27 protein-coding genes are annotated in these 24,984 nt (G+C 72.2%); 12 read left to right on the forward strand and 15 right to left on the reverse strand.

The window, feature by feature from the left end:
• Nucleotides 1-26: 26 nt before the first annotated feature.
• Both mqnP and ABT048_RS13885 read right to left on the reverse strand, forming a co-directional pair.
• On the reverse strand, nucleotides 27-923 hold the full coding sequence (gene mqnP, locus ABT048_RS13880; RefSeq protein WP_350521583.1) for a menaquinone biosynthesis prenyltransferase MqnP: 897 nt from the start codon (nucleotides 921-923) through the stop codon (nucleotides 27-29).
• Complete coding sequence (locus ABT048_RS13885) at nucleotides 920-2,377, reverse strand: menaquinone biosynthesis decarboxylase (RefSeq protein WP_350521584.1); 1,458 nt, start codon at nucleotides 2,375-2,377, stop codon at nucleotides 920-922. The genes mqnP and ABT048_RS13885 overlap by 4 nt, the downstream gene beginning before the upstream one ends.
• Nucleotides 2,378-2,469: 92 nt before the next feature.
• Between ABT048_RS13885 and ABT048_RS13890 the strand changes: the two genes are divergently transcribed.
• The 4 genes from ABT048_RS13890 (at nucleotide 2,470) to ABT048_RS13905 (ending at nucleotide 6,061) form a co-directional block, all read left to right on the forward strand.
• The gene (locus tag ABT048_RS13890; RefSeq protein ID WP_350521585.1) at nucleotides 2,470-2,889 is read left to right on the forward strand and encodes a PLD nuclease N-terminal domain-containing protein; all 420 of its coding nucleotides are present in this window, start codon (nucleotides 2,470-2,472) and stop codon (nucleotides 2,887-2,889) included.
• Nucleotides 2,890-3,341: 452 nt separating this feature from the next.
• Nucleotides 3,342-4,943 carry an acyl-CoA carboxylase subunit beta gene (locus ABT048_RS13895; protein WP_350521586.1) on the forward strand — a complete coding sequence of 534 codons (1,602 nt, stop codon included), beginning with the start codon at nucleotides 3,342-3,344 and terminating at the stop codon, nucleotides 4,941-4,943.
• Between the two features lie 73 nt (nucleotides 4,944-5,016).
• Nucleotides 5,017-5,226 carry an acyl-CoA carboxylase subunit epsilon gene (locus ABT048_RS13900; protein ID WP_350521587.1) on the forward strand — a complete coding sequence of 70 codons (210 nt, stop codon included), beginning with the start codon at nucleotides 5,017-5,019 and terminating at the stop codon, nucleotides 5,224-5,226.
• Between the two features lie 223 nt (nucleotides 5,227-5,449).
• The gene (locus ABT048_RS13905) at nucleotides 5,450-6,061 is read left to right on the forward strand and encodes a ScbR family autoregulator-binding transcription factor (protein ID WP_350521588.1); all 612 of its coding nucleotides are present in this window, start codon (nucleotides 5,450-5,452) and stop codon (nucleotides 6,059-6,061) included.
• A gap of 106 nt (nucleotides 6,062-6,167) precedes the next feature.
• Here the strand turns inward: ABT048_RS13905 and ABT048_RS13910 are convergent, their stop codons facing one another.
• A complete protein-coding gene (locus tag ABT048_RS13910) occupies nucleotides 6,168-6,803 on the reverse strand; it encodes a ScbR family autoregulator-binding transcription factor (RefSeq protein WP_350521589.1) in 636 nt (211 codons plus the stop codon).
• A gap of 349 nt (nucleotides 6,804-7,152) precedes the next feature.
• Between ABT048_RS13910 and ABT048_RS13915 the strand changes: the two genes are divergently transcribed.
• Entirely contained in the window at nucleotides 7,153-8,250 is a 1,098-nt protein-coding gene (locus ABT048_RS13915) for a ScbA/BarX family gamma-butyrolactone biosynthesis protein (protein WP_350521590.1), read from the forward strand.
• A 46-nt stretch (nucleotides 8,251-8,296) separates the two neighbouring features.
• Here ABT048_RS13915 and ABT048_RS13920 read toward each other — a convergent pair whose 3' ends face one another.
• The 7 genes from ABT048_RS13920 to hemL form a co-directional block, all read right to left on the reverse strand.
• Complete coding sequence (locus tag ABT048_RS13920) at nucleotides 8,297-8,704, reverse strand: hypothetical protein (RefSeq protein ID WP_350521591.1); 408 nt, start codon at nucleotides 8,702-8,704, stop codon at nucleotides 8,297-8,299.
• A gap of 125 nt (nucleotides 8,705-8,829) precedes the next feature.
• On the reverse strand, nucleotides 8,830-9,963 hold the full coding sequence (gene ccsB, locus ABT048_RS13925; RefSeq protein ID WP_350521592.1) for a c-type cytochrome biogenesis protein CcsB: 1,134 nt from the start codon (nucleotides 9,961-9,963) through the stop codon (nucleotides 8,830-8,832).
• A gap of 3 nt (nucleotides 9,964-9,966) precedes the next feature.
• On the reverse strand, nucleotides 9,967-11,745 hold the full coding sequence (resB, locus tag ABT048_RS13930; RefSeq protein ID WP_350521593.1) for a cytochrome c biogenesis protein ResB: 1,779 nt from the start codon (nucleotides 11,743-11,745) through the stop codon (nucleotides 9,967-9,969).
• A 2-nt stretch (nucleotides 11,746-11,747) separates the two neighbouring features.
• Complete coding sequence (locus ABT048_RS13935; protein WP_350521594.1) at nucleotides 11,748-12,521, reverse strand: cytochrome c biogenesis CcdA family protein; 774 nt, start codon at nucleotides 12,519-12,521, stop codon at nucleotides 11,748-11,750.
• A complete protein-coding gene (locus ABT048_RS13940) occupies nucleotides 12,518-13,135 on the reverse strand; it encodes a TlpA family protein disulfide reductase (RefSeq protein ID WP_350521595.1) in 618 nt (205 codons plus the stop codon). Before ABT048_RS13940 ends, ABT048_RS13935 begins: the two co-directional genes overlap by 4 nt.
• A 279-nt stretch (nucleotides 13,136-13,414) precedes the next feature.
• Complete coding sequence (locus ABT048_RS13945) at nucleotides 13,415-14,065, reverse strand: histidine phosphatase family protein (protein ID WP_350521731.1); 651 nt, start codon at nucleotides 14,063-14,065, stop codon at nucleotides 13,415-13,417.
• Between the two features lie 62 nt (nucleotides 14,066-14,127).
• Nucleotides 14,128-15,456, reverse strand: coding sequence for a glutamate-1-semialdehyde 2,1-aminomutase (hemL, locus tag ABT048_RS13950; protein WP_350521596.1), 1,329 nt, complete (start codon nucleotides 15,454-15,456; stop codon nucleotides 14,128-14,130).
• A 466-nt stretch (nucleotides 15,457-15,922) separates the two neighbouring features.
• On the opposite strand from hemL, the gene ABT048_RS13955 reads away from it, so the two are divergent.
• Nucleotides 15,923-16,405, forward strand: a complete 483-nt coding sequence (locus ABT048_RS13955) for a hypothetical protein (RefSeq protein ID WP_078589103.1) — start codon at nucleotides 15,923-15,925, stop codon at nucleotides 16,403-16,405.
• A gap of 151 nt (nucleotides 16,406-16,556) precedes the next feature.
• Here ABT048_RS13955 and ABT048_RS13960 read toward each other — a convergent pair whose 3' ends face one another.
• The gene (locus ABT048_RS13960) at nucleotides 16,557-17,045 is read right to left on the reverse strand and encodes a MarR family winged helix-turn-helix transcriptional regulator (protein ID WP_350521597.1); all 489 of its coding nucleotides are present in this window, start codon (nucleotides 17,043-17,045) and stop codon (nucleotides 16,557-16,559) included.
• Nucleotides 17,046-17,108: 63 nt separating this feature from the next.
• On the reverse strand, nucleotides 17,109-18,404 hold the full coding sequence (locus ABT048_RS13965; RefSeq protein WP_350521598.1) for a glycosyltransferase family 39 protein: 1,296 nt from the start codon (nucleotides 18,402-18,404) through the stop codon (nucleotides 17,109-17,111).
• A 159-nt stretch (nucleotides 18,405-18,563) separates the two neighbouring features.
• Here ABT048_RS13965 and ABT048_RS13970 point away from each other — a divergent pair, with 159 nt between their 5' ends.
• Nucleotides 18,564-19,151 (forward strand): DUF4291 domain-containing protein, encoded by a 588-nt coding sequence (locus tag ABT048_RS13970; protein WP_350521599.1) that lies wholly within the window; start codon nucleotides 18,564-18,566, stop codon nucleotides 19,149-19,151.
• Nucleotides 19,152-19,170: 19 nt separating this feature from the next.
• Here ABT048_RS13970 and ABT048_RS13975 read toward each other — a convergent pair whose 3' ends face one another.
• Complete coding sequence (locus ABT048_RS13975) at nucleotides 19,171-20,814, reverse strand: RICIN domain-containing protein (protein WP_350521600.1); 1,644 nt, start codon at nucleotides 20,812-20,814, stop codon at nucleotides 19,171-19,173.
• 264 nt (nucleotides 20,815-21,078) lie between these two features.
• Entirely contained in the window at nucleotides 21,079-21,318 is a 240-nt protein-coding gene (locus ABT048_RS13980) for a chaplin (protein WP_350521601.1), read from the reverse strand.
• Between the two features lie 574 nt (nucleotides 21,319-21,892).
• On the opposite strand from ABT048_RS13980, the gene ABT048_RS13985 reads away from it, so the two are divergent.
• The 3 genes from ABT048_RS13985 (at nucleotide 21,893) to ABT048_RS13995 (ending at nucleotide 23,011) form a co-directional block, all read left to right on the forward strand.
• Nucleotides 21,893-22,135 (forward strand): chaplin, encoded by a 243-nt coding sequence (locus ABT048_RS13985; RefSeq protein ID WP_350521602.1) that lies wholly within the window; start codon nucleotides 21,893-21,895, stop codon nucleotides 22,133-22,135.
• Nucleotides 22,136-22,244: 109 nt separating this feature from the next.
• Nucleotides 22,245-22,514 carry a chaplin gene (locus ABT048_RS13990; RefSeq protein WP_350521603.1) on the forward strand — a complete coding sequence of 90 codons (270 nt, stop codon included), beginning with the start codon at nucleotides 22,245-22,247 and terminating at the stop codon, nucleotides 22,512-22,514.
• A 107-nt stretch (nucleotides 22,515-22,621) separates the two neighbouring features.
• Entirely contained in the window at nucleotides 22,622-23,011 is a 390-nt protein-coding gene (locus ABT048_RS13995; RefSeq protein ID WP_350521604.1) for a hypothetical protein, read from the forward strand.
• A 109-nt stretch (nucleotides 23,012-23,120) separates the two neighbouring features.
• Here the strand turns inward: ABT048_RS13995 and ABT048_RS14000 are convergent, their stop codons facing one another.
• Nucleotides 23,121-23,840, reverse strand: coding sequence for a hypothetical protein (locus ABT048_RS14000; protein ID WP_350521605.1), 720 nt, complete (start codon nucleotides 23,838-23,840; stop codon nucleotides 23,121-23,123).
• A gap of 298 nt (nucleotides 23,841-24,138) precedes the next feature.
• Here ABT048_RS14000 and ABT048_RS14005 point away from each other — a divergent pair, with 298 nt between their 5' ends.
• Nucleotides 24,139-24,483 (forward strand): rodlet layer protein, encoded by a 345-nt coding sequence (locus ABT048_RS14005; RefSeq protein WP_350521606.1) that lies wholly within the window; start codon nucleotides 24,139-24,141, stop codon nucleotides 24,481-24,483.
• An 82-nt stretch (nucleotides 24,484-24,565) separates the two neighbouring features.
• Nucleotides 24,566-24,910 (forward strand): rodlet layer protein, encoded by a 345-nt coding sequence (locus ABT048_RS14010; protein WP_350521607.1) that lies wholly within the window; start codon nucleotides 24,566-24,568, stop codon nucleotides 24,908-24,910.
• The last annotated feature ends 74 nt before the right edge of the window (nucleotides 24,911-24,984 follow it).

Consider the following 24,984-nt stretch of genomic DNA (forward strand, 5'->3'; position numbering starts at 1 on the left):
CGGCCCGGGGGCCGGGCCCGTCGGGATCAGATCCCGAGGCCGCGGATGATCAGGTCCAGCAGGGCGAAGCAGAACAGCGAGATGCCCACGAACCCGTTGGTCTGGAAGAACGCCCGGTTCAGCTTCGACAGGTCGTTCGGCTTCACGATGGTGTGCTCGTAGACGAAGGCCCCCGCGACGACCGCCAGGCCGACCCAGAAGGCCGCCCCGGCGTGCGTCAGGACCGCGAACCAGCCCAGCAGCAGCGTGGTCAGGACGTGGCAGACGCGCGCGCCCCGGATGGCCGCGGGGATGCCGAACCGGGCCGGCACCGACCGCACCTTGCCGTGGCGGTCGGACTCGACGTCCTGGCAGGCGTAGATGAGGTCGAAGCCGCCGATCCAGATGCCGACGGCGACACCCAGGACCACGGCCTCCCAGGACCAGCTGCCCGTGACCGCGAGCCAGGCACCGACCGGGCCCATGGCCTGGGCCAGGCCGAGGATCGCCTGCGGGAAGTCCGTGAAGCGCTTGCCGTACGGGTAGACCACCATCGGCACCACGGCGACCGGCGCGAGCGCCAGGCAGAGCGGGTTGAGCATGGCCGCCGCGCCGAGGAAGACCACCAGCGCGACCGCCGAGCCGATGTACGCGGTCCTCAACGACACGGCGCCGGTGACGAGTTCGCGCCCGGCCGTGCGCGGGTTGCGGGCGTCGATCTCGCGGTCGATGATCCGGTTCGCCGCCATCGCGAAGGTCCGCAGGCCGACCATGCACACCGTCACGACGAAGAGCTGGCCCCAGTGCACCCGCTTGTCGGCGAGGAACATCGCGGTCAGCGCGGCGATGTACGCGAAGGGCAGGGCGAAGACCGAGTGCTCGATCATCACCAGGCGCAGGAACGCCTTCGTGCGCCCCGGGGTTTCGACGGCCGCCGTGCTCACAGTCCGTACTCCTTCCAGCGGCGGGACACCAGTGCGGCGGTGGCCGGGTCCGAGGACACCATCTCCGGCCAGCCGCCGTCGCGGGTGTAGCCCTCCTCGGGCAGCTTGCGGGTCGCGTCGATGCCCGCCTTGCCGCCCCAGAACTGCTGGTACGAAGCGTGGTCGAGGTGGTCGACCGGGCCCTCGACCACGGTGAGGTCCCGGCTGTAGTCGACGTTGCCGAAGGCCCGCCAGGCGACTTCCTGGTAGTCGTGCACGTCGCAGTCGGCGTCCACCACGATGATCAGCTTGGTCAGCGACATCATGTGCGCGCCCCAGATCGCGTGCATCGTCTTCTGGGCGTGCTTGGGGTACTTCTTGTCGATCGAGACGATCACGCAGTTGTGGAAGCCGCCGGCCTCGGGCAGGTCGTAGTCGACGATGTCCGGGATGATGATCTTCAGCAGCGGCAGGAAGAACCGCTCGGTGAACTTGCCCAGCGGGCCGTCCTCCGTCGGCGGGCGGCCGACCACGATGGACTGCAGGATCGGACGGCGACGCATCGTCACGCAGTCGATCTTCAGCGCCGGGAACGGCTCCTGCGGGGTGTAGAAGCCGGTGTGGTCGCCGAACGGCCCCTCGGGCAGCATCTCGCCGGGCTCCAGCCAGCCCTCCAGGACCACCTCGGCGTCGGCCGGGACCTGCAGCGGGACGGTCTTGCAGTCGACCATCCGCACCCGCTCCCCGGCGACGAAGCCGGCGAAGAGGTACTCGTCGATGTCGCCCGGCAGCGGCGCGGTGGCCGCGTAGGTGACGGCGGGCGGGCAGCCGAAGGCGATCGCGACCGGCAGCCGCTCGCCCCGCTTCGCCGCCACCGCGTAGTGGTTGCGGCTGTCCTTGTGGATCTGCCAGTGCATGCCGATGGTGCGGCGGTCGTGCCGCTGGAGCCGGTAGAGGCCCAGGTTGCGGACGCCGGTGTCCGGGTCCTTGGTGTGGGTGAGGCCCAGGTTGAAGAAGGAGCCGCCGTCGAGCGGCCAGGTGAAGAGGGCGGGCAGCGCGTCCAGGTCGACGTCGTCGCCGGTGAGCACGACCTCCTGGACGGGGGCGTCGCCGGGCTTCACGTGCCGCGGCGGGACGTGCGCCATGGAGGCGAGCTTGCCGAAGGCGTCGCGGAAGCCGGTGAAGCCCTGCGGCAGCTCCGGCTTGAGCAGGCCGGCGATCTTCTCCGAGATGTCGTCCGGGCCCTTGAGGCCGAGCGCCTTGGCCAGGCGCCGCTCGGTGCCGAAGACGTTCATCGCGAGCGGCATCGACGAGCCCTTGACGTTCTCGAAGAGCAGCGCGGGGCCCTTGGCCTTCTGCACACGGTCGACGATCTCGCCGATCTCCAGGTGGGGGTCCACCTCCGCCTTGATGCGCTTGAGGTCGCCCTCGCGGTCGAGGGCCCGGAGAAACGAGCGGAGATCGTCGTATGCCATGCCTGTCAGTATCCGCCACCCGATAGCCTGGCTTGCGTCAAGGGCCCCGGCAAGGCGCCCGCCACGCCGCCCGCTGGGGGAAGATCGCAGCCATGTTGCGGATCCTGCTGACCATCGTCCTTCCGCTCGCGTTCTGGGTCTGGGCGTTCGTCGACTGCCTGACCACGCCCGAGGACGAGGTGAAGCACCTGCCGAAGGTGGTCTGGGTGCTGATCGTGCTGCTGTTCCCGCCGCTCGGGCCGATCGCGTGGCTGATCGCCGGCAAGCAGCGCGGCTTCCTGCGGGCCGCGACCCCCGACGGCCACCCGGGGCACCCGGCGGCCGACCCGGGGCGCGCCCCCGGGCGCGGCGGGCGGCCGCTCGCGCCGGACGACGACCCGGAGTTCCTCGCCTCGTTGAAGAGGAACGACAAGGACCACGAGGACATGCTCAAGCAGTGGGAGGCCGATCTGCGCCGCCGCGAGCAGGAGCTGCGCGACCGGGACGAGCCGGAGGACGGCCGCAGGAGCTGATCACGGGGGCGGCGCGGGGTACCTCCAACAGCCCACCCGGGCGATCTCGGGTGGGCTGTCGCCTTTTTGGCGCTTCCCTACGACTGGACGCCGCCCCACCCTGACATCCGCCCGCCGGGCCCCCGGCTTGAGCGGACCTTGAGCAGCACCCAAGACGACCGGCCTACATTACTGAGGGACGGCCCTGACCTGCGCTTTCCTTCACGCTCAGATCATCGGACCATCATCTGTCCGACAACCCCCGGTATTCGAACGAACACCGAGCGCACCGGCTCCGACCCGACCGCTTCTGTGCAGGCCTCACAGCTAAACGAACCCGACCTTGTACGGAATCGACGCCGAAACCAGCGCACGGCCCCTCGTACAGTCATAAGTGAAGAAAGTGATTCGCGGCCGGGGGCACAGCAGACGTTGGCTGTCGGACAGTTCCCTCACCCTTGGAGTGGTTCGAGATGACGGTTGTGCATGAGGCGCCGGTCGACGGCGAGGTCCACGAGGTCCCGGCCGACGCCCGCGGGCGGGTCGCCGAGCTGCACGAGCTGCGCGAGAAGGTCCGCCGCGGCCCGAGCGACAAGGCCACCGAAGCCCAGCACGCCAAGGGCAAGCTGACCGCCCGCGAGCGCATCGAGCTGCTGCTGGACGAGGGCTCCTTCCACGAGGTCGAGCCGCTGCGCCGGCACCGCGCCCAGGGCTTCGGCCTGGAGGCCAAGAAGCCGCACACCGACGGCGTCGTCGTCGGCTGGGGCACCGTGCACGGCCGCACCGTCTTCACCTACGCGCACGACTTCCGGATCTTCGGCGGCGCGCTGGGCGAGGCCCACGCGCAGAAGATCCACAAGATCATGGACATGGCCATCGCGGCCGGTGCGCCGCTGGTCTCGCTGAACGACGGCGCCGGCGCCCGCATCCAGGAGGGCGTCACCGCGCTGGCCGGCTACGGCGGCATCTTCCAGCGCAACACCAAGGCCTCCGGCGTCATCCCGCAGATCTCGGTGATGCTCGGCCCGTGCGCCGGCGGCGCCGCGTACTCCCCCGCGCTGACCGACTTCGTCTTCATGGTCCGCGAGACCTCGCAGATGTTCATCACCGGCCCGGACGTGGTCCAGGCGGTGACCGGCGAGAAGATCACCCAGAACGGCCTCGGCGGCGCGGACGTCCACGCCGGCGTCTCCGGCGTGGCCCACTTCATCTACGACGACGAGCAGTCCTGCATCGAGGAGGTCCGCTACCTCCTGTCGCTGCTCCCGCAGAACAACCGCGAGATGCCGCCGTCCGTGGTGAGCGAGGACCCGGTCGAGCGGCGCAACGACAGCCTGCTGGACCTGGTGCCCGCCGACGGCAACCGCCCGTACGACATGCGCAAGGTCATCGAGGAGATCGTCGACCACGGCGAGTACCTGGAGGTCCACGAGCGCTGGGCCACCAACGTGCTGTGCGTGCTGGCCCGGGTCGACGGCCACGTCACCGGCATCATCGCCAACCAGCCGCAGTCGCTGGCCGGCGTGCTGGACATCAACGCCAGCGAGAAGGCCGCCCGCTTCGTGCAGATGTGCGACGCCTTCAACATCCCGCTGGTCACCCTGCTCGACGTGCCCGGCTTCCTGCCCGGCGTCGACCAGGAGCACGGCGGCATCATCCGCCACGGTGCCAAGCTGCTGTACGCGTACTGCAACGCCACCGTGCCGCGCATCTCGCTGATCCTGCGCAAGGCCTACGGCGGCGCCTACATCGTGATGGACTCCCGTTCCATCGGCGCCGACCTCTCCTACGCCTGGCCGACCAACGAGATCGCCGTCATGGGCGCCGAGGGCGCTGCCAACGTCATCTTCCGGCGCGAGATCAACGCCGCCGAGGACCCGGACGCCATGCGCGCCCAGAAGATCAAGGAATACAAGAGCGAGCTGATGCACCCGTACTACGCGGCCGAGCGCGGCCTCGTGGACGACGTCATCGACCCGGCCGAAACCCGCCAGGTGATCGCCTCCGCCCTGGCCATGCTCCGCACGAAGCACGCCGACCTGCCGAGCCGCAAGCACGGCAACCCGCCGATGTAGCAGCGCGGTCCACCGCAGCAGGCCGTACCGAGAGCCGACCCACACCACAATCCACCGGGGGAGAAACCAGGACATGACCGCTTCCGCCGAACCCCTCGTCCGCATCGTCCGCGGCAGCCTCACCGACGAGGAACTCGCCGCCCTGACCGCCGTTCTGATGGCCCGCGCCGCCGCCGCGCAGCAGGCCGCCGGCAACGCGCCGATCGAGCCGATCGCCAACTGGCAGCGCCTGGAGCGCCGCCCGGCCTACTACTCGCCGGTCAGCTGGCAGCAGGCCGCCTGACGGTCCGCGGCTTCCGCCGACGGCCGGTCGCCCCGTCCGGGTGACCGGCCGTCGGCCGTTCCCGGGCGGCGCACGCCCGCTTCGCGCCCGTCCGTTCCGCGCGGGCCGGACCGACCGCCGGACGGCTCGGTAGGATGCCTACCGGTCGGTGTGCCTCCGCCGCCCCGTCGGCCCCATGGGATCGGTCGCTGCCGAGGTACCAGAACTTTCCAGGGAGGCTGCGATGGCCAGGCAGGCCCGCGCGCTGGCGACCCGCCAGGCGGTACTCCTCGCGGCTGCCGAGGTGTTCGACGAGCGGGGTTACGCCGCCGCCACGATGTCCGAGATCCTGGACCGCGCCGGCGTCACCAAGGGCGCGCTGTACTTCCACTTCCGCTCCAAGGAGGAGCTGGCCCTCGCCGTCATCGAGGGGCAGGGCGCCTGGATCGCCGGCTGGGAGCCGTCCTCGGACAGCTCGGTGCAGAACCTGATCGACCTCGGGTACGCCTTCGCCCGCGCGCTCCGGGACGACCCGCTGGTGCGCGGCAGCATCCGGCTGACGATCGAGCACGGCAGCTTCACCCAGCCGCAGATCGCGGCCTACCAGGGGTGGATGGACCTGGTCCGGGAGCTGCTGGAGCAGGCCCGGGACGCCGGCGACCTCCACCCGGGGATCGACCTGGCCGCGGCCTCCGGGGTGATCACCGGGGCCGTCACCGGGATCCAGCTGAGCTCCCAGGTGCTGTCCGGCCGGGAGGACCTGATCCAGCGGATGGCCGATCTGTGGACGCTGCTGCTGCCCGGCCTGGTCCAGCCGCACGCGCTCGCCCGGCTGAGCGTGGCCGAGCGCGCCTGACGACCGGCTCACCTGACGGACGAGCGCGCCTGACGACCGGCGCGCCTGACGGCCGTGCCCGCCTGACCGCCGGGCACGGCCGCGCCCGGCCGGCGAGCGGCGCGGATCAGACCCGGTAGCCGGCCCGGTTCTCGGCCGCCACCAGGGCGGGCAGCGCAGCCGTCCAGACCCGCCGCACGGCCTCCACCCGGGGCCGGTCGGTCTCCTCTCCCGCCAGCAGCACCTGGCCGGCCGCCACCGCGGTGAGCAGTTCGGCGGCGGCCCGGCGGTCCACCCCGGGGCACAGTTCGCCGGCCTCGGCGGCGCGGTCCAGCAGGCGGTGGACGACCGCGGTGAGACTGCGCCAGGTGGCGTCCGGGCCGGGCGGGCCCGGCGGGCCGTCCCGGTTCTCGTCCCGGCGCGGGACCTGGCGGCCGAGCCGGACGCCGGCCCGCACCACCACGTCCTCGCGCAGCATCCGGGCCAGCTCGTGCGAGAAGTCGATCAGCCCCTGGAGCGCCGGGCCGTCGGCGCGCAGGGCCCGCAGCGCGGCCGAGCCGATCTCCCGCCCGGCGGCGCCGCGCACGCCGTCCGCGAGGGCCTGCTTGGACACGAAGTGGAAGTAGAGCGCGCCCTTGCTCACCCCGGCCCGGCGGCTGATGTCGACCAGGCTGGCGGCCTCGAAGCCCACCCGCGCGAAGGTCTCCGCCGCGGCGAGCAGCACGGCCTGCCGGGTCCGCCCAGCCCGTTCCTGCTTGACCACTGGCCCCCTCCGGACTCGACCGGGCGCGTTCCCTCCCCCGGCCCGGCTGCTGTCGGCGCACCCCCTGCCGGGAGCGGCGCTCGCATGCGGACGGCTGCGACCGAAACCGCATGGTTGGTATCTAATCTAGCGCCTGCGTCGCCCCCGCCGTCCAGCGGGGACGGCCCCCCGCCCAAGGTCTGCGGTCATCCGTAGGGCATTGCCCCAGCCCACGGGGCGGGTAGCGTGAACGGGCCGGGCTGCGCGGCCGGGGCACCCCAGTCGCCGAACACAAACCGGGTGGTATGTATGTTTTGCTCGGGCGTCCATGGCGGCCGCCCGACCGACACCCTGGGAGCGGGGGCCAGTCATGCCATCGATCGTAGAGCCGGACCCCCACGGCGCTTACGCGCACCCCGGGCCCGGCCCCGGCCCCGGTACCGGCCCCGGGGCCGGCTACGACTTCCACGACCGGACCGTCTCCCGGCACCTGGTGCACCGCTCCTCGGTCTCCGAGGTCCTCCTCACCGGCTGGCAGGCCACCGGCCCGTACGACTTCCTGCTCGGCGCCCAGTGGCCCCGGCTGCACGGCTTCTACCGGCTGCCCGGGGACCGCTACCACGACCCGGTGCTGATGGCCGAGACCGTCCGGCAGGCCGGGCTGCTGATCGGCCACGCCGGGTTCGGGGTGCCGCGCGGCCACCACTTCGTGATGGAGGACCTCTCCTACGCCCTCGGCGAGTCCGGCCTGCCCGGTCTGGCCGTCGGCGCGGGCCCGGCCTCCCTCATGCTCGCCGTCGGCTGCGAGGACGTCCGGATGCGGCACGGACAGCTCGCCTCGCTGCGGGTGCACGCCGAGATCACCCGGGACGGCCGGCCGATCGGCCGGGGCTCGGGCCAGCTGCGCGTGCTGTCCCCCGGCTCGTACGCCCGGCTGCGCGGTCCGGGACGGCACGCCGTCGCGCCGCGGCCGCCGGCCCCCACGGCGCCCGAACTCGTCGGCCGTGCGCAGCCCGCCGACGTGGTGCTCAGCCCGACCCTGCGGCCGGACACCTGGCTGCTGCGCGCCGACGCCGCGCACCCGGTGCTGTTCGACCACGAGCTGGACCACGTGCCCGGGATGCTGGTCCTGGAGGCGGCCCGGCAGGCCGCCCAGCGGCTGCGCCACCCCGAGCCGGTGGTGCCGGTCGAGCTGGTGACCTCCTTCGACCACTACATCGAGCTGGACCGGCCCTGCTTCGTCCGGGCCGTCCCGGAACCGGCCGCGGACGGCCGCCGGCTGCCCGTACGGGTGCAGCTGGTCCAGGACGGGCGGACGGCGGCCGAGTGCCGGCTGCTCACCGAGCCGCAGGACGGGCCGTTGGACGGGCCCGCGGAGCGGCCGACGGTGCCGGCCCGGCGGGACGCCCTCGACGGCCGCCCCACCGCGCCGGGCCTCGGCAGCACCCGGCTGCCGCTGGCCAGCTGACCGGCCCCGCCGCCCGGGCCGACAGGCCGCCGGCAGCGCCGGGGCGTCAGGCGGCCACCAGCGCCGAGGACGGCCGCCCGGCGTGCATCACGCTGAGGTTGGTCGCCAGTCTGACCGGGTCCTGCGCCAGCCAGAGCCGCAGTGCCGCGCCCAGGGCGGCGCTGGCCGACTCGATCCGGACGTCGGTGATCTGCGCGATCCGGGCCGCGCCGGGCACCAGCAGGTCGGCCAGCGCGGTCGGCAGCCAGACCGTCAGGGCGCACGGCGCCGGCATCGCGAGAGCGCCCAGCAGCCGGTAGGCGTCCCCCGGCGCGCTGAGCGTGGGGATGATGTCCAGCAGGGCGTCCGCCACCACCTCGGACACGTCGCTCCGGTGTCCCTGGGCGAGCCGGCGGAGCAGCAGCTGCTCGCCGGCGGTGATTCGGACGGTCAGCATGACCTCGTCGCACTCCATTGCGCGATTTCCTCCTCAGTTCCTCCCCGTACCGGCGCGGACGCGGCCGGCACGAACTACCCCTGTCGCACCTCGGCCCGGCCACCTCCTGCGGAAAGCCGGGCCGTCGGGTGACTGCGCCCCGGTCAGATCCCCGCGTAGGAGTGCTTGCCGGTGACGAAGATGTTCACGCCGTAGTAGTTGAAGAGCCAGCAGGCGAAGGCCGCCAGCGCCAGGTAGGCCGCCTTGCGGCCCTTCCAGCCGGCCGTCGCACGGGCGTGCAGGTAGCAGGCGTAGGCGACCCAGGTGATGAACGACCAGGTCTCCTTCGGGTCCCACTCCCAGTACTTGCCCCAGGCCGCCTCGGCCCAGATCGCGCCCGCGATGATGGTGAAGGTCCACAGCGGGAAGACCAGGGCGTTGATCCGGTAGGACAGCTTGTCGAAGGTCGACGCGGCGGGCAGCCGGCGCCAGATCGACGCCGAGGTGCCCAGCGGTCCGGTGGTCAGGCCGGCCGCCGTCCGCTTGTCGAAGGAGTCCTTGCCGAGGTACAGCAGCGTGGCGATGAACGCCGCGTAGAAGGCGCCGCCGCAGAAGATCGCGGTGGACACGTGGATCGCCAGCCACGGCGAGTGCAGCGCCGGGACGAGCTGCTCCGAGTCGGTGTACAGCACCGTGGTGGCGATGCCGAGGGTCAGCAGCCCCGCGAGGACGACCGGCAGGCCGAGCCAGCGGACGTTCTTCTTCGTCGCCAGCAGCACCAGGTAGGCGGCCGTCATCGCGAAGGCGAAGGCGCAGGAGAACTCGTACATGTTGCCCCACGGCCAGCGGGACACCGACAGGCCGCGGGCGACGATGCCGCCGCCGTGCAGCAGCAGCCCGAGGACGGTCAGCGAGACGGCGATCCGGCCGGCCATGTCGGCCTTCTCGTTGGTGCCGGCCGCGCCCGGACCGTCCTCCTCCTCGGCGCCGCGGCCGCTGGTGACCACCGTCGCGCCCTCGCCCGCGATCGCGGTGCGGGTGAGCGTGGTGGTACCGCCGCCGGCCCCCGCGACGGTGACGGTGACCGTCTTCGCGGCCTTCTTCCCGTCGGCCGCGGCGACGGTCTCGCCCAGGGTGCCCGCCTGTTCCTTGGAGCGGACGGCGACGGCGCCCTTGCTGCCGAACGTCCACTCGATCATGTGGGCGAACATGGCGAGCGTGTAGACCACCATCGCCGAATAGATCAGCTTGTTGGAGAGGTCGGCCAGCTGTGGGTCGACCGCCGAGGCGAGATGCACCGTCTACTCCTTGGAGTTCTGGTCGGCAGGGACTGCGGGGTCCGAGGCCTCGGCCTCGGGGTCGTCGGGCACGGCGGGCTCCCCGGCCGGGGAGGCGGCGCCGTCCTCCACCGGAGCGGCGGCTCCGTCCTCCACCTCGGAGGCCGGGGCGTCGTCCTGGAGGTCCACCGCGAGTTCGGCCAGCTCCTCGGCGATCTTCGCCGACTCGCTGCGGGCCAGCCCGGCCAGCTCCACCTGGGTGTCGCCGCCCGGCAGGGCGACCGCCCGCACCCAGATCCGGCGGCGCTGGATGAACAGCGAGCCGATCAGGCCGAGGATCGCCAGCACGGCGCCGGTCAGCGCGATCGCGTTGCCGGGGCGGTGCGAGACGTTGAAGCTGGCCCACTGCTTGTAGCCCTCGAAGGTGACGGAGCCGTAGCCATCGGGGAGGGTCCAGCCCTGGCCGGGCTTGAGCCGGGCCTTGGCCGGCTGGCCGTCCTGGGTGAGCTGGGTGAGCTTGCGGGTGTTGAGCTGGTAGACGTTCTGCGGCAGGCCGGAGTCGGTGCCGAGGTCGCCCGCGAAGGCGTTCAGCACCAGCTCGGGGGCGGCGTCGCCGGGGAACAGCGAGACCGGGCCGGTGCCCTCGAAGCTCAGCGGGGCGGTCGGCAGGAAGAAGCCGGAGAAGCCCATCTGGGTCTTGGTGCCGTCGGGGCCCGTGCCGTAGTCGGACACCTTCACGACGCCGGTGGAGGTCAGGTTGGCGTCCTGCGGCAGGAAGGGGACGGCCCCCTGGTAGACGACGTCGCCCTGCGCGTTGCGGACGGTGATCACCGGGGCGTAGCCGTGGCCGATCAGGAAGACCTTGCTGCCGCCGATCTCCAGCGGGTGGTTGACCTCGATCGTGGACTTCTTGAGCTTCGACGAGTCGCTGCCGGAGTAGTACTCGACGTTCGCGGTGAACTGCCGGGCGGCGCCGATCTGGTCGCCCTTGGTCTGGAACTTCGACGTGAAGCCGTCCAGCTTCAGGTAGAACGGGTCGAGGTCCTGGTTGCCGTAGAACCGGGTGCCGTTGAAGTCGTCGAGCTGGGTGATGGTGTTCGAGTAGCCCTCGCCCTCGACCATCAGCTTGCCGCCCGTACCCGACGCCAGGCTGGCCCAGGCGAACCCGCCGAGCAGCGCGAACAGGGACAGGTGGAAGAGCAGGTTGCCGACCTCGCGCAGGTAGCCCTTCTCGGCGGCCACCGCGCCGCCGGACAGGTTGGCGCGGAAGCCGCGCTTGCGCAGCAGCCGGTGCGCGGCGGCGTTCACCGCGGCGGAGTCCGCCTCGGTGCGCCACACCGCGTGCACCGGCATCCGGGTCAGGTTGCGCGGCGCGGCCGGCGGCTGGGAGCGCAGCACGCCGACGAACTGCCAGGTGCGCGGGACGATGCAGCCGGCCAGCGAGACGAACAGCAGGATGTAGATCGCGGAGAACCAGACCGAGCTGTAGACGTCGAACAGCTGGAGCTTCTCGTAGATCGGCGCGACGGTGCCGTGCTGCGCCTTCCACGCCTCGACCTTCAGCTGCCCCTGGCCGTTCTGGTACTGGGGGATCAGCGAGCCCGGGATGGCGGCCAGCGACAGCAGGAAGAGCAGGATCAGGGCGACCCGCATCGAGGTCAGCTGACGCCACATCCAGCGCGCCCAGCCGAACGCGCCCATGCCGGTCGGTCCGTCGGACTCGACCGGGGCGGTGCTGAGCCGCTCGGCGGCGGCGTCTTCCGGCGCCGGCGGCTGCTCGGTCTCGGTCGTGGTGTTGCTCACGGTCAGATTCCGATCGAGGAGTCGGCGGTCCAGGACTGCAGTTCGCTCATCCAGGAATCCCAGATCCCGGTGACGAGCAGCAGACCGACCGCGACGAGCATGCCGCCGCCGATCCGCATCACGAGCGGGTAGTGCCGCTTGACCCACCCGAAGGCGCCCAGCGCCCGGCGGAAGGCCACCGCGGCCACGATGAACGGTACGCCGAGGCCCAGGCAGTAGAAGGTCATCAGCATGGCGCCGCGTGCCGCGTCGGCCTGGTTCAGGGCCAGGTTCTGGACGGTCGCGATGGTCGGGCCGAGGCAGGGCGTCCAGCCGACGCCGAAGACCACGCCCAGCAGCGGTGCGCCCAGCAGGCCGACCGCCGGGCGGCGGTGCGAGCGCACCTCGCGCATGCTCAGGCCGGGGACGAGGCCCATGAAGGCGAGCCCCATCACGACGGTCACCGCGCCGAGCACCATCGAGATGACCCGCTTGTGCTCCTGCAGGGTGTCGCCGAACTGGCCGAACAGCGCACCGCCGGAGACGAACACCGCGGTGAAGCCGAGGATGAAGAGCGTCGCGCCGAGCGCCATCCGGCCGCGGCGCACGCCGCGCGCGTCCGCGAGGTCGGCCGCGGAGAAGCCGGTCACGTACGACAGGTAGCCCGGGACGAGCGGCAGCACGCACGGGGAGAAGAACGACACCAGCCCGGCCGCCAGCGCGATCGGCGCGGCCACCAGCAGCGCCCCGCTCTGGAGCGTTCCGGTGTTGTCGGCGAGTTGCTGGGGCAGGCTCACTGCTTCTGCTCCGCGACCACCGGCTGGAGGATCGACTCCAGCGCGTCCTGGGTCGTGCCGCCGATGGCGCGGGCGGCCAGCTTGCCGTCGCGGTCGACGATCAGGGTGGTCGGGATGGACTGCGAGTTGAGGCTGCCCTTGGGGAACCTCAGCAGCTGGGTGCCGGCCGGGTCGAAGATGCTCGGGTAGGTGACGCCCTGCTCCTGCTCGAAGCGGACGGCGTTGCCCTTCTCGGTGTCCCGGGTGTTGATGCCGAGGAACTGGACGTCCTGGTCCTTGTACTTGTCCGCGACGGCCTGCAGGCTCTTCGCCTCCGCCCGGCACGGCCCGCACCAGGAGCCCCAGACGTTCAGCACGACGACCTTGCCGCGGTAGTCGGAGAGCTTGGCCTGGCCGCCGTCCAGGGTGTCCCCGGAGATGTCCGGCGCGTCCCCGCGCTTGCCCGCGTCCACCTTGGACAGGTTGGTGCCCTTGACCGTGACGAAGCCGACCTGGCCGTCGCCGCTACCGGACGAGCCCGCGGAGGAGCAACCGGTGAGGGCGAGCGCAGCGGCCGCGGCGGTGGCGACGGCGGCTGCGGCGACACGGGGACGGGGGCGCGTCATGGCAGACATGTGAAAAGTTTCGCATGGAGTTCCAGGCAGGTTCGGGGGGGTCCTGCCTTGCGCGTCGCACCCCCTCTGACCTGCGACGAAATCGGGTCACCCGGCGTACGCCGGGTGACCCGAAGTCATACTTACGCACCACTTACCCGCCGTGCGCGCGGGCGTGTGACGCCGCTCGCACGCCCCCGTGTGACGCCGGTCGCCCCCAGGGGTGACGCGGGTCGCACGCCGGGGGTGACGCCGGTCGCAGGCCGCCGGGCGGCGCCGCTCGGCCGCCCGCGCCGGAGGCTAGGCGCCGAAGCTCTTGCCCACCGGCTTGTCGCCCTTGCGGCCCTTGCCCACCAGGTGCGCGGGCAGCAGGTCGCGGGCCGGCTCGCGGTAGCCGACCGAGACGATCCGGTCGCCCTCGAAGGTGAAGCTGGTCAGCGAGGCCAGCGAGCACTGCCGGTTGCGCGGGTCGTGCCAGAGCCGACGGCGCTCGACGAAGGAACGGACGATCCAGATCGGCAGCTGGTGGCTGACGCAGACCGCCTCGTGCCCGCGCGCGGCGTCCCGGGCGGCGCCGATCGCGCCCATCATCCGCACGACCTGGTCGAGGTACGGCTCGCCCCAGGAGGGCTTGAACGGGTTGGTGAGGTACTTCCAGTAGCCCGGGTTGCGCAGCGAGCCGTCGCCGACGCCGAAGGTCTTGCCCTCGAAGATGTTCTCCGCCTCGATCAGCCGCGCGTCCGCCGCGACGTCGAGGCCGTGCGCCTTGGCGATCGGCTCGGCGGTCTCCTGTGCCCGCTCCAGCGGCGAGGCCACCACGTGGGTGATGTCCCGGCCCGCCAGGTCCTCGGCCACCCGGTCGGCCATCTGCCGGCCCAGCTCGGACAGGTGGTAGCCCGGCAGGCGTCCGTACAGGACGCCCTCCGGGTTGTGCACCTCGCCGTGCCGCATCACGTGGACGACGGTGATCTCTTTGGCGCTCACTTCTCGACTGCTCCTGGGCTCGTAAGGGACTAGGCCGTGGCGGCCGCGGCTGCGCGGGCCGCGGCCGGCAGCGCGGCGGCGATCCGCTCGATCGCCCGCTCGTCGTGGGACGCCGAGACGAACCAGGACTCGAAGGCGGACGGCGGCAGGTAGACGCCCTCGGCCAGCATCGCGTGGAAGAAGGCGGTGAAACGGTACGCCTCCTGGGTCTTCGCCTCGTCGTAGTTCGTGACGGCGGCCTCGGTGAAGAACACCGAGAACATGTTCCCGGCGGTCTGCATCCGGTGCGCCACGCCCTCCTTGGCGAGCGCCTCGGAGACCAGGCCGGAGACCTCGGCGGCCACGGCGTCCACCCGCGCGTACACCTCGTCGGTGCAGCCGCGCAGCTGGGCCAGGCCGGCCGCGGTGGCGATCGGGTTCCCGGACAGGGTGCCCGCCTGGTAGACGGGGCCGGCCGGGGCCAGGTGCGCCATCACGTCGGCGCGGCCGCCGAAGGCCGCGGCCGGGAAGCCGCCGCCCATGACCTTGCCGAAGGTCAGCAGGTCCGGCGCCCAGCCCTCGTTGGCGGCCTCCAGGCCGTACCAGCCGGCCTTGGAGACGCGGAAGCCGGTCATCACCTCGTCGGAGACGAACAGCGCGCCGTTGTCCCGGCAGAGCCGGGCCAGGCCCGCGTTGAAGCCGGGCAGCGGCGGGACGACGCCCATGTTGCCGGGCGAGGCCTCGGTGATCACGCAGGCGATCTCGCCCGGGTGGGCGGCGAAGGCCTGCTCGACGGCGGCCAGGTCGTTGTACGGCAGCACGATGGTGTCGCCGGCCTGGGCGCCGGTGACGCCCGGGGTGTCGGGCAGGCCGAAGGTCGCCACGCCGGAACCGGCGGCGGCCAGCAGGGCGTCCACGTGACCGTGGTAGCAGCCGGCGAACTTCACGACCTTCGCCCGGCCGGTGAAGCCTCGGGCCAGCCGGATCGCGGACATGGTGGCCTCGGTGCCGGAGGAGACCAGGCGGACCTGCTCGACCGGGGCGACCCGGGCGACGATCTCCTCGGCCAGCTCGACCTCGCCCTGGCCGGGCGTGCCGAAGGAGGTGCCGTGGGCGACGGCCCGCTGGACGGCGTCGATCACCGCGGGGTGCGCGTGGCCGAGGATCATCGGACCCCACGAGCACACCAGGTCGACGTACTCGCGGCCGTCGGCGTCGGTGAGGTAGGGGCCGGTGCCGGACACCATGAAGCGCGGCGTGCCGCCGACCGCGCGGAAGGCACGCACCGGGGAGTTGACGCCGCCGGGCGTCACCACGGAGGCGCGATCGAACAGCGACTGGGACTGGGGGGCTTCGTAGGGGTAGCTCACGGGAGACATGGTCTCAAATCGTGTCCTTGCCCTCTGCATGTCGGACCCGATCATCTGGAACGATGATCCGGGCACTCGTTGTCTGTACGGTTGTCCGTACAGTCCGTACGGACGGGGGCGCTGACTGCTCCCGAGCACGGACCAGTCAGACTGTGCACACAGAGTGCGCGAGTGCTCCGGTTGTGTGCAGGGGTGTGAAGAGGACTGCTGTGCGCCGCTGGTGGGTACGGCCCGCGAGTGGGTACGGCGGCGCATGACGGGTAAGGAGCACGTCCGGAGGGACGCCGGGCGTGCGGGGGTCTGTCGATTCCGGCGAATTCCGGTGAGGATGGTCCGAGTGTCCGAGGCGCAGGACGGCTACGACGAGGCCGCGGGGGGCTCCCGCCGGCCTGCCGAGGCCGCACGCGGGGGTACGGGAGCGGGTACGGGACGTGGTCGCCGCGGCGGCGAGAGGCGGGGTGAGGGACGCGTGGGGGTGACGTACAAGTACTTCGGCGCCCCTGACCGCGCGACCGCCGCCAGGGTTCCCACCGCCCTCGGCCCGGGCGGGCTCGGTCTGGACGCCGGGGAACTCGGCTCGCTGGGGCGGCTCGGCGACCTGATGGAGACCAGCGGCTCCCCCACCGGCCACCTCTCCACCAAGATCAAACCGGAGACCATGAGCGCCATGGTCCTCACCGGCATCCAGGGCGTGCCGCTGCACCAGGTGCCCCCGCTGGAACTCGTCGTGCTGCACCCGGACTACGCCGTCGTGCAGCTCCCCCACAACGTGGTCGAGCCGCTCCGCAAGGCCGACGAGACCGAGCTCGGCGCCGCCGCCTTCATCTGGTCCACCGTCCCGGACCGGCGCGGGCCGCGGGACGCCTTCGTCATCTACAGCATGCTGCACGAGTGGCAGGACTTCGCCAACCGCCTCCACGAGGCCGGCCACCAGCTGTACTGCCTGGTCTGGCCCTGACGCCCGCTCGGCCACCCGCCCGGACTCCGGCGCCGACGAACTCGGCGCAGGACGAGGTGGGTTGACGGTCCGTCGGCTCTTGACGGGCGGTCGGGGCGCGGCGGCGGCGGGCCGCCCGGCAGCGGGCTCGGGACGTGCCCCGGCGCGGCCCTCAGCCCCGGGCCCGGCGGGCGCGGCGTACGGTGCGTTCGCTCTCCACCGGCTCCGCGAGGTGGCCGCCCACGAGGTGCGTCAGCGCGGAGACGAAGACCTCGCGCTCGGACTGCGGCAGCGACTCCAGCAGCTCGCGGTGCACCCGGTCGGCGATCGCGCTGCCCTCCGCGACGGCGCGCTCGCCCGCCTCGGTGACCGAGATGATCCGGGCCCGGCGGTCGGTCGCGGACGGGCGGCGCTCGGCCAGGCCCGCCTTCTCCAGCTCGTCGACGGTGACCACCATGGTGGTCTTGTCCAGGTCCGCCAGCTCGGCCAGCTGGATCTGGGTGCGCTCGGCCTCCTGCGCGTGGAACAGCACGCAGTACGCGCGCGGGGTGATCCCGAGCTCGGCGAAGGCGGCCGCCATCCTGGTCGCCAGCACGTGGCTCGCGTGGTCCAGCAGGCCGGAGATGTCGCGGATCTCGCGCACGGGCGGGGTCGTCGTCATACGTCCGAGATTAGCAACGGCCCGTCTGCTGCCGGATGATCCCGTTGACAACCAACGCCGGGTCTACGGGATGCCCAACTCGAACAGCGCATAGCCGGCGTACCAGCCGGCCGCGATGGCGGGCATCGCGAACAGCCCGACCAGCGAGGAGGTCCGCACCCGGCGCAGCGCGAACGCGAGGCCGATGCAGAGCGGGAAGGCCGGCAGCAGGTAGCGCGAGATGTTGCCGAAGATCTGGTTGCTGCTCAGCGCGGTGGCGATGGTGAGCGCGGTGTAGACCCACAGGACCAGCGGCGGCCGGGCGCGCCACAGCAGCACCAGCAGGCCGGGCAGGGCCATCAGCAGGGCGATGGCGATCAGGTCCGGGACGGGGTTGGACTGCCAGAAGTCCCAGTGCCCGGTGATCACGTCCATGATCGTGCGGAGCGTCGAGGCGCCGCCGTCGAAGTAGCGGTTCCACGCGCCCCGCTGGAGCTTGAAGTAGCCGCCCCAGTCGCCCATCTTCCAGCCGACCCAGGCGACGTAGCCGACCAGGCCCCAGGGGGTGATCAGCATCGCGGTCAGCGGGCGGGCCACCCCGTCGGTGCGGCGGACCAGCGCGACCAGCGCGGCGATCGAGACGGCGGCGATCAGTGCGGCGGCGGTCGGCCGGTTGAGTCCCGCCACCAGCGCCAGCACGCCGGCGGTCAGCCAGCGGCGGGTCATCACGCAGTAGCAGGCCCAGGCGGACAGCGCGACGAACAGCGAGTCCGAGTAGACCGCCCACTCCACGCCGGAGCCCGGGAACAGGGCCCAGAGCGCCGCGGCCGTCACGCCCGCCCGGAAGCCGCCGAGCCGCTCGGCGATCGCGAAGATCCCGGCCGCCGCGACCAGCGAGGCGAGCACCGAGACCACGATCCCGGAGCCGTACGAGCCGAGCCCGGTGACCGTGCCGACCAGCCGCATCAGCCAGGGGTAGAGCGGGAAGAAGGCGGCCGAGTTCTCGTAGTACGTGGCCAGCGGGAAGCCGTGCAGCGGGATCAGCTGCGGGTGGTAGCCGTTCTCGGCGATCCGCTGGTACCAGACGCCGTCCCAGGTGCTCAGCACGTCCCAGGGGTTGGCGCCGCCGCCGCGGCCGGGCTGCTTGTTCAGGTAGTCGCCGGTGTGCGAGAGCAGCAGCATGAAGACGGTCAGGCCGATGGCCTTGACCACCGCGTACGCGCCCAGCGCGGGCGCGAAGCGGTCCACCAGTGCCCCGAACCGCCCGGGCGCGCGGCCCGTCCGGTCCTCGGACGGCGCCGCCGTCGCCGCGGCGGGCGACGTGGGCTCGGTGCCGGGCGACTCGGTGCCGGACGACTCGGTGCTCGATGCCGTGCTCATCTGCTCTGGGTACTCCCCCGCCCCGCCCGTGGTCCGCGCGGCTCCGGCGCAACGATTTTCCCGTGAGCCTACGGCACGTCCCGGACCGGGCCGGCCGTCCCCCGCCACGGCGGGAAAACCGATGGCACCCCGACGGCGGCGCCCGCGACGATTGCGGACATGCCGAACACTCCGTCGACGCGCCGGATCCGGGCCGCGCACACCGCCGCGACGATCACGGTCTACCAGGCCTTCCCGCCGGCGATCGCCGGACCCGCTGCGGCCGAGGGGCGCTTCCCGGCGGCGTTCGAGCGCGACCGGATGACGTGGATCAAGCCGTCCTTCCTCTGGACGATGCACCGCAGCGACTGGGGCAGAGGCGCCGGGCAGGAACGGGTGCTGGCGCTGGAGATCAGCCGGGAGGGCTTCGACTGGGCGCTGGAGCGGGCGGTGCTCAGCGCCTACACCGGCCGGGTGCACGAGTCGCGGGCGGCGTGGAAGCGGGAACTGCGGCAGAGCCCGGTGCGGGTGCAGTGGGACCCGGACCGCGACCTCCGCCTGCAGCCGCTGGACCACCGGGCGATCCAGGTCGGGCTGCGCGGCGAGGCGGTGCGGCGGTACGCGGACGAGTGGATCCGGCGCATCACGGACGTCACCGCGCTGGCCGAACGGGTGCGGCTGGAACGGGACCCCGCCCTGCTGCCGGCCGAGGGGCCGTACCCGACGAGCGCGGCCGTCGCCGCCCGATTGGGGGCGGCGACGGCCTGAGGGGTGCCGAGGGGCCGGGTCAGCCCTTGACGTAGACGATGCCGAGCTTGGTGAGCTGCCAGAGCTGGTCGGCGGAGCCGGTGTTGGTGGCGAGCTGGACGTAGGGGTTGCCCTTGGCGTCCACGGTGCTGCCGGCGGCCAGGACCTTGCCCGGGTCCTGGGAGTCGGCGATCTTGTAGCGGCCGTCGCCGGCCGGCTCGAACACCCAGTGCTGGTTGCCGCCGCCGTTGCAGCGCCACTGCTGGATCCGGGTGCCGGGGGCGGTGGAGGCCGCGTTGGCGTCCAGGCACATGTCGCGGTTGCCGCTGAAGTCGAGCTCGTAGCTGCCGCCGGCCTTGGCCTCCAGCACGAAGGACTGGTTCAGCCCGCCGCCGGCCGGGTAGCTGATGGCGGCCCGGCCGTTGGTCGAGTCGCCGTAGGTGCCGCCGCCGGTGAGGTCCAGGACGTTGCCGGTGGCCGCGTTGGTCAGCTGGTACCAGGCGCCGTCCTCGGGGACGTCCCCGAAGGGCTTGCCCGGGGTGAGCGGCTGGATCGACGTGGTGTTCTGCTGGTTGAGCGAGCAGTAGGCCTGGCTCAGCTCGGGCCGGGCGTAGAACTGGCCGAGGCAGACGCCCTCGCCGCGGTAGCCGGCCACCCGCAGGTGGTACGACTGGCGGACCATGTTCATGCACAGCCCGGGGATGCCGATCTGCGAGTCGCAGCCGTTGCGCGCCCACTCGGAGAGGTTGATGACGTCCCCGTTGCTGTACTCGTACGGGGAGCTGGTCCACTCCGCGCAGACCTCGTGCCCGAAGGCGACCCGCCGCTGGTCCAGGTACCGGACGCCGGGGACCTGCTCGGCGGCGCCGCGCAGCGCGTCGCTGAAGGTCGGGACCACCCAGTTGTGGCCCCAGGCGAGGTCCTCGGGGAAGGCCGGGCAGCCGTCGGCGATCTTGCCGAGGTAGTCGTTGCGCCGGATGTCCGGGGTGATCGGATTGAAGTACGACTGGTAGACCAGCTGGTACGCGGAGTCGGCGTAGCCCGCCTTGCGCATGGTCTGACGGATGTTCTGCAGCGCCGCGACGACCTTGGGCTGGACGCCCTCGGCCCGCCGGCGGATCTCGTCGCTGCCGATGGTGTCGCGGCAGCCCTGGTCCTTGGGGATCGGGAAGTACTGCGCCAGGCAGTGCATCATGACGCCGCTGAAGTCGAAGTCGTCGTTGGCGCCGATCGTCACCACGACCAGCTTGACGTCGTACTTGGACGCCACGTCGGCGAGCTTGACGTCCTGCTTGGGCTCGCCGAAGTCGCCGCTGCCCGGGCCGGTGACCTTGGCCAGCTCGGGGTCGCTGACCAGGTCGCCGGTCTGGGCGCCGGAGCAGGCGAGGTCGATCGGGGTGACACCGGGGATGTCGGTGACGAAGATCTCCGACTTGGGGTGCCGGTGGCAGTAGTTGGTGGGGCTGTCGGTCTCCGGGAAGTAGCCGTCGTTGGTGTCGGTGCCGGCGCCCTCCCCGGAGATGGCGCTGTCGCCGAGGGCGACGACCGCGGCCGGTCTGGCGGCGCCGGGTGCCGGGGCCGGGGCGGGTGCGGGATCGGCGAGGGCGGCGGGGGCGCCGGCCAGCCCGAGGGTGACGACGAGGGCGCCGGTGGCGAGCGCCGCCGACAGGCGGGACCTGATCACACGCGACTCCTTGCGGGGGGGGGTGGGGGGACCGCCCGGGCGGGGGCGCCGAGCGGCGCGGAGCAAGGGAGGAGCTGAAAAGGTGAGCAGGACTCGGATTCTAGGAACTGACAAGTAACACAACAAGGCTTAGGACGAAGCCGGGACCTGACGGGCCGACGGATTCCCGGCACGACGATTCCGGGCACGACGAAGAGCCGCCGCCCCGCGCCCCAGGAGGGAAGCGCGGAACGGCGGCTCGCACCGGCCGAACCGGGTGCGGGATCAGCCCACGTTGGCGCAGTGGTTGCCGAACGCCGGGTTCAGCAGGCCCACGATGTCGATGGTGTTGCCGCACAGGTTGACCGGCACGTGCACCGGAACCTGGATCTGGTTGCCCGAGATGACACCGGGGGAACCGGCGGCGACGCCCTCGGCGCCGGAGCTGGCCATCGCGGTGCCGGCGCCGGCGGCCACGATGCCCACCACGGCCGCGCCGACGGCGGCGGTCTTCTTGATGCTCATGCGAGCCTCCTGACTGTTCAACAGAGATGCACGGGGAGTGCGACATCAAGAACGACACCCGCCCGGACCGGTTGCGACGGTGCGCCCACTGTCACCCGTCCGGAGCAACGGCGCCCCCGGTCGGCATTCGGGTGATCGGCTTCGGACGGGCCGTTTCCCCGCGCGCCGTGCCTCGTTCTCCCTGACGGAACCCGGTCCATCCGGCCCCCTACACACGAATCGAGCACGTCCATGCACCACCTCGCCCACGGCCCCGTCGGCACCGCGGCCACCGGCGGCTCGATCGACGTGGCGGGCCCCACGAACGCGGCGTCCGGCAATCCCCGCCGGAACGTCTGACCGGGAATTCCGCCCGGTCGCGCCTTTGTCCGAGCCATTCCCGGCCGTGCGGGAGCGGTTTCGAGAGGCGCTGCAACACGGCGGCTGCGTCCACGCCCGAGCCATGGGCGGAACGCGCCGGTGTGCGCCGTCCGAGTGACAAATCACGGCAATCCCTGAAACCAGCGGGCGAGTATTCGTGCTCGCCCGGATCCCGACAATTCCCTTCCGTCGGGCAGAAATCGGAGGAAGAACGATGCGTAACTTCAAGAAGGCCGCCGTGCTGTCCCTGGCCACCACCGGCCTCGTGCTCGGTGCCGCCGGCGGCGCGTTCGCCAGCTCCGGTGCCCAGGGCGTGGCCGCCGGCTCCCCCGGCGTGCTCTCCGGCAACCAGATCCAGATCCCGGTGCACATCCCGCTCAACGTCTGCGGCAACAGCATCGGGGTCATCAGCATCCTGAACCCGGCGTTCGGCAACTCCTGCGCCAACATCGGCTGAACCCGCGGTCGCCGCACCGGCGACAGCTGATTCACCGAGCCCTTGCCGCGCCCCGCACTGCCGGGGCGCGGCACGCTCCCCCCGTGTGTGATCGAGGAGATCAACCCCCATGCAGAACGTGAAGAAGGCCGCCGTCCTCTCCGCCGCCGCTGCCGGCCTGGTGCTGGGCGCCGCGGGCTCCGCCGCCGCGAGCTCGGGCGCCGAGGGCGTCGCCGCCGGCTCCCCCGGTGTCGCCTCCGGCAACCAGATCCAGGTTCCGGTGCACATCCCGGTCAACCTGTGCGGCAACTCCATCGACGTGATCGGCCTGCTGAACCCCGCGTTCGGCAACAGCTGCGCCAACGTCGAGCTGCCCCCGCCGCCCGCGGACAACTGCTGATCCCCGATCGGCACGTGTTCCGGCCGTCCTGCCCCCCGACCAGTCGGCCGGGGGGCAGTTCGGCATCCCCGGACGGCCGTCCGGGACCCCCGATCCACCGAAGGGTGATGATCCGCATGGTTTCGAAGAAGAGCGGGGCCGGCCTGGCCGCCGCCGTCGGTGCCGCGGTGCTGCTCGGCGCGGGCTCGGCGCAGGCCGCCACCGCCCCGGCGGGCCAGGCGCCCGCCGGCCCGGCCACGCTGGCCAGGACCGACGTCGGCCAGGCGCTGAACGGGACGACCTCCGGTCTCGGCTACGGCGTCGCGCCGATCAAGAGCCTGCGCCTGGACCCGTGGGCCAACTCCTCCGCCGACGTGCTCAACAACGGCGCGACCGTCCAGCCGGACCAGGGCCTGGCCCCGGTCGGCACCGGGACGCTGACCGGCCCGCTGAGCGCGGGCGGCGGGGTCAAGGACCTCCCGCTGGTCGGCGGCCTGACCGGCGTCCTGCCCGGCTGACGGGCGCCGCGTCCGACCGGGCGGCGCACGCGCCGGAGCCCGGCACCCCGCGCGGTGAGCGGGGTGCCGGGCTCCCGTCGTGCCGGGCCCCTGGCGTGCCCGGCGCCGGTCAGAGCCGGGTCAGGTCGGTCAGCCCGGCCTGCCGGAGCACGCCGGTGGCGGTGGCGGTGGTGGCCGCCGGGTCGGCCAGTCCGCTCTGGCCCACCACCTCGGTGGCGGTCGCGGCGGTGGTCGTGGTCAGGTCGTTCACCTCGTCGGTGACGGAGAGCCGGTGGTCGTCGCCGCCGAGGCTGGCGTTGGCCCCCGGGACGGCCTGCACGGCACCGGTGAGCAGGCGCGGGTCGACCTCGTCGACCTTCAGCCGACCGCCGGCGAGCTGGCCGGCGCCGTCCTGGGCGAGCGAGAGCGGCTTGCCGAGGGTGACGCCGGGGGTGTCGGCGTGCAGCGGGGCGGCCGGGGCGTCCAGCAGCACCTGGCCGAGGTCGGCGCCCTGGTCGAGCAGCGGGAGCGGCAGCTCGGCCTTGGCGCTCGGGCCGACCTTGCCGGTGCTCAGCTGGGGGACGATCCGCTCCGGGATCAGTTCGGTGCTGGTACTGGTGGTCCGGCCGGGCACCGGCGGCATGAGCAGCGAGGTCGGGATGCCGGCCGACAGCCGGCTGCCCAGCGGGGTGAGCGGCACCTCCGCCGGGACCTGCTGGGTGGCCAGCGCGTCCTCCAGGGCTCCGACCTGGTCGGGGCCGACCGGGGCGGCGGAGGCCGGCCCCTGGGAGGCGAGCATGCCCGCACCGACCGCCAGCAGCATCGCGCCGGCCCGCTTGGAGAACTTCATGCTTTTCACCGTTCTGCTGTCCGTACTGGGGATCACTGAGGAAGGCTGCGCGGGCGCAGCCGGAAAGCAATCTGCTCAACGAGTGACCGGGAGTGCGGATTGCGCCGGTTAGCCGGTTCGGCCTAATAATCCGACCGGAAACCATCCTTCGTCGCGCCTCCCGGACTCTTTTCAAAAATCCCCGTAACCTTCCGTGCCGTCATTCTTTGATCTGGACGTCAGTGACTGCAGACCGGGTCTGAGCGTTCTACGCGTTGTACGCAAGGAATCCAAGAGCATTTCAGAGAGGGATCTCCCCATGATCCAGAAGTCCTTCGCCGCTGCCGGCCTGGCCGTCGCCGCGCTGGCCGCCGCCGCCGCGCCCGCCTCGGCCATCGGTGACGCGGACGGCGCCGCCGCCTCCATCGAGGGCAACGGCGGCTCCAACTTCACCGGGACGGTCGGGAACAACAGCCCGAACTTCCACTTCCTGGACAACGCGAACGTCTGCCTCCCCGAGATCCACAACATCGCCGTCGGCGTGCTCGGCGTGGCCGTCCCGGTCGAGGTCCCGATCGCCAACAGCGGCGGCAAGCAGTACTGCACCCAGGGCCAGGGCACCCAGAGCCACGGTGACGCGGGCGTGTCCCACCTGATCGGCTGACGCTCCGTTCAGCTCCCTGCACCACCCCTCCGATCCACCCTACGAATCGCTCCCCGATTCACCCCCGAGAGGAAAACCGGAAATGATCAAGAAGTCCCTCGCCGCCGCCGGCCTGGCCGCCGCCGCCATCGCGATGTCCGCCGGCTCGGCCTCCGCCATCGTCGACTCGGACGGCGCCGCCACCTCCGTCCAGGGCAACGGCGGCACCAACCAGACCGGCACCCACGGCAACGGCAGCCCGAACTTCCACACCCTGGACAACCCGAACATCTGCCTGCCGGAGGTCCACAACATCGCCGTCGCGGTCATCGGTGTCGCGGTTCCGGTCGAGGTCCCGGTCCTGAACAGCACCCCGAAGCAGATCTGCAACGTCGGCCAGAACACCCAGTCCTCGGGCGACGCGGGTGTCTCGCACCTGATCGGCTGATCAAGGGGCATGGCACGGACGGAGGGCCCGGGGAGGAAGGTCTCCCCGGGCCCTCCGGGCTTGCGGGCCGAGAA

The sequence above is a fragment of the Kitasatospora sp. NPDC096140 genome (genome assembly GCF_040303045.1).
In the GTDB taxonomy this organism is placed as follows: Bacteria; Actinomycetota; Actinomycetes; order Streptomycetales; family Streptomycetaceae; genus Kitasatospora.

What these genes read in the sequence shown, in the direction of transcription:
- ABT048_RS13895 (WP_350521586.1), top strand. Translation starts at nt 3,342, where the DNA reads ATGACGGTTGTGCATGAGGCGCCGGTCGACGGCGAGGTCCACGAGGTC.
- ABT048_RS13980 (WP_350521601.1), bottom strand. Translation starts at nt 21,318, where the DNA reads ATGAGCATCAAGAAGACCGCCGCCGTCGGCGCGGCCGTGGTGGGCATC.
- ABT048_RS14005 (WP_350521606.1), top strand. Translation starts at nt 24,139, where the DNA reads ATGATCCAGAAGTCCTTCGCCGCTGCCGGCCTGGCCGTCGCCGCGCTG.
- ABT048_RS13965 (WP_350521598.1), bottom strand. Translation starts at nt 18,404, where the DNA reads ATGAGCACGGCATCGAGCACCGAGTCGTCCGGCACCGAGTCGCCCGGC.
- ABT048_RS13990 (WP_350521603.1), top strand. Translation starts at nt 22,245, where the DNA reads ATGCAGAACGTGAAGAAGGCCGCCGTCCTCTCCGCCGCCGCTGCCGGC.
- ABT048_RS13915 (WP_350521590.1), top strand. Translation starts at nt 7,153, where the DNA reads ATGCCATCGATCGTAGAGCCGGACCCCCACGGCGCTTACGCGCACCCC.
- ABT048_RS13890 (WP_350521585.1), top strand. Translation starts at nt 2,470, where the DNA reads ATGTTGCGGATCCTGCTGACCATCGTCCTTCCGCTCGCGTTCTGGGTC.
- ABT048_RS13995 (WP_350521604.1), top strand. Translation starts at nt 22,622, where the DNA reads ATGATCCGCATGGTTTCGAAGAAGAGCGGGGCCGGCCTGGCCGCCGCC.
- ABT048_RS13945 (WP_350521731.1), bottom strand. Translation starts at nt 14,065, where the DNA reads ATGCGGCACGGCGAGGTGCACAACCCGGAGGGCGTCCTGTACGGACGC.
- ABT048_RS14010 (WP_350521607.1), top strand. Translation starts at nt 24,566, where the DNA reads ATGATCAAGAAGTCCCTCGCCGCCGCCGGCCTGGCCGCCGCCGCCATC.
- ABT048_RS13900 (WP_350521587.1), top strand. Translation starts at nt 5,017, where the DNA reads ATGACCGCTTCCGCCGAACCCCTCGTCCGCATCGTCCGCGGCAGCCTC.
- hemL (WP_350521596.1), bottom strand. Translation starts at nt 15,456, where the DNA reads ATGTCTCCCGTGAGCTACCCCTACGAAGCCCCCCAGTCCCAGTCGCTG.
- ABT048_RS13940 (WP_350521595.1), bottom strand. Translation starts at nt 13,135, where the DNA reads ATGTCTGCCATGACGCGCCCCCGTCCCCGTGTCGCCGCAGCCGCCGTC.
- ABT048_RS14000 (WP_350521605.1), bottom strand. Translation starts at nt 23,840, where the DNA reads ATGAAGTTCTCCAAGCGGGCCGGCGCGATGCTGCTGGCGGTCGGTGCG.
- ABT048_RS13920 (WP_350521591.1), bottom strand. Translation starts at nt 8,704, where the DNA reads ATGGAGTGCGACGAGGTCATGCTGACCGTCCGAATCACCGCCGGCGAG.
- ABT048_RS13960 (WP_350521597.1), bottom strand. Translation starts at nt 17,045, where the DNA reads ATGACGACGACCCCGCCCGTGCGCGAGATCCGCGACATCTCCGGCCTG.
- ABT048_RS13985 (WP_350521602.1), top strand. Translation starts at nt 21,893, where the DNA reads ATGCGTAACTTCAAGAAGGCCGCCGTGCTGTCCCTGGCCACCACCGGC.
- ABT048_RS13885 (WP_350521584.1), bottom strand. Translation starts at nt 2,377, where the DNA reads ATGGCATACGACGATCTCCGCTCGTTTCTCCGGGCCCTCGACCGCGAG.
- ABT048_RS13905 (WP_350521588.1), top strand. Translation starts at nt 5,450, where the DNA reads ATGGCCAGGCAGGCCCGCGCGCTGGCGACCCGCCAGGCGGTACTCCTC.
- ABT048_RS13970 (WP_350521599.1), top strand. Translation starts at nt 18,564, where the DNA reads ATGCCGAACACTCCGTCGACGCGCCGGATCCGGGCCGCGCACACCGCC.